The sequence below is a fragment of the Arthrospira sp. PCC 8006 genome (assembly GCF_046480465.1).
Lineage (GTDB): Bacteria > Cyanobacteriota > Cyanobacteriia > Cyanobacteriales > Microcoleaceae > Limnospira > Limnospira platensis.
Genome location: NZ_PKGG01000427.1, coordinates 1 through 1,786, shown reverse-complemented (window position 1 = coordinate 1,786; position 1,786 = coordinate 1). Strand labels below are relative to the sequence as shown.

Below are 1,786 nucleotides of genomic sequence, written 5' to 3'. Positions count from 1 at the left end.
TCTCAGCGATGAGAATGTAGCCGAGGTGGTTCGGGCAGGGCGGAATCGTTGGAAAGTTGAGAATGAGAACAACAACACTCTCAAGACCAAGGGCTACCATCTCGAACACAATTTTGGACATGGCAAGCAACATATTTATTCCTTGCTCCGGACCATCAACATCCTCTCGCTGCTCTTCCACACCCTGCAGGAGTTGCTCGATAACAAGTACCAGTTGCTACGAGCGCACTTAYCGAAGCGCCAAACCTTCTTTAATGATTTGCGCGCGCTTACCCAGACTGTACTTCGACAGTTGGGACCACCTTCTGACCTTTATGCTTGAGGGTCTCGAGTTAGACATCCCACCCGATAGCAGTTGAATTTCCCAAATGAGAATTGCTGAACCCCCTCTCTATCTCCCTTCTAGCGCCCCATCCCAGAACGCGAGTTGCTGGCCTGGGGGCGAGCAGATTGACGGGCCAGCCCTCTGGGGAGAGAGAGGGATTTGCATGATCCATTGTTAACCCCTAGACAATTTTTGAGAAAGCGCTATAATGGCAACAAGGTCCTGCTGTGACGTTGGTGACTGCCAAAATGTTTTTTTGATCTATAACTCTAAAAACAAGGGAACCCCTTAGAATCGAGTGGCAGTATACCGGGCATTGTACCCGGAAACTTGAAGCTCGGCAGTGGTGCCCACCTGGCTCGTCCAGGTCAAAAACTGAGGTAAGACGGCGTTGCGGTTGGGCTGTTCAATAATTAAAAATGCCCGAATTCGAGAGTGGATAACTCTACGAGTTCGGGCTGCCTTTGTTTAAGTGTAAACTTTGTGCTGTTAACTAGCCTGACGAGAAGCTATCTTTTCAAAATAAGCCTGAGTTTGCTGAAGCATCTCCTCCCGACTATCATTTTCCTTGGTCTTAGTTAAAGTTGGGATTAGGTTACGAGCCTGTAGTGTCATGTGTAGCTGGAGGTCAGCCACATACTCGCTAACATCTTGACGAAGGGAACAAGTTGGGTATCTATCCATATCTAAATTCAAAGTGTTTTTCGTCTCTCAATCTAAGGTGTTCGTAATCACTCATAGAGAGTATCATGCTTATGTACAAACTTGACTAACTTTGTAATGATATTTAATCTTTAGGGTGGTCTTGTGTGAAAAACCTTTACATTAACCGCCCCTGTGTCCCTGTGCCCATCTACCCTAATGCCGGATGATCACTACCAGAGGATCTGAAGTTACACACCGCTAAGTCTGGGGACCTCCCCTCGAAGATGGAAACCAAAAGCCCTGGTATTGTTGATATTCAAAAAATTATGGGTAAACTTAAATCAATTCAAGAGACCCTCAAGGCAAAAGCAGCATAGAATGGCTAGGTTGCTTAGTTTAATCCGGGATTATGTGGATTATGGATCATTTCATGGGCCAATGTATATTGGGGCTGGCTTGATCAAGTCAGCAAAAAGGACTTCTAAAGGTAAGGTATCGTTAACATGGTAAACATTATTATTGGGACTTCAGAATCGGATTTGCTGTTGGGAACCTCGGAAGATGATGAAATTCAAGGTTTGGAAGGGGACGATACCCTTTTGGGGTTCCAAGGCAATGATACCCTGTTCGCAGGTGAGGGTAATAACTTGCTATTTGGTGGACAGGGAGATGATTATCTGTTTGGTGGACCAGGTAACGACACCCTATTCGGTGAGTTAGGGAATGATGTTATCTATGGGGGGGAAGRAAACAATTTCATCCTGGGTAATTCGGGGGATGACGCTATAGTTGGGGGGTCAGGAAACGATACTATTT

At 45.8% G+C, this 1,786-nt stretch carries 2 protein-coding genes, 1 other RNA gene and 1 pseudogene; 3 read left to right on the top strand and 1 reads right to left on the bottom strand.

Annotated features, from left to right (window positions below):
* Nucleotides 1-322 (top strand): annotated as a pseudogene (locus B9T16_RS28315) (hypothetical protein); the annotation flags it as partial.
* A gap of 222 nt (nt 323-544) precedes the next feature.
* Nucleotides 545-729, top strand: a non-coding RNA gene (gene ssrS, locus B9T16_RS28310) — 6S RNA.
* 85 nt (nt 730-814) lie between these two features.
* Here ssrS and B9T16_RS28305 read toward each other — a convergent pair.
* The gene (locus B9T16_RS28305; protein WP_006616052.1) at nt 815-1,009 is read right to left on the bottom strand and encodes a hypothetical protein; all 195 of its coding nucleotides are present in this window, start codon (nt 1,007-1,009) and stop codon (nt 815-817) included.
* Between the two features lie 464 nt (nt 1,010-1,473).
* Between B9T16_RS28305 and B9T16_RS28300 the strand changes: the two genes are divergently transcribed.
* A partial coding sequence (locus tag B9T16_RS28300; protein ID WP_410246354.1) for a calcium-binding protein occupies nt 1,474-1,786 on the top strand: 313 nt, incomplete at its 3' end.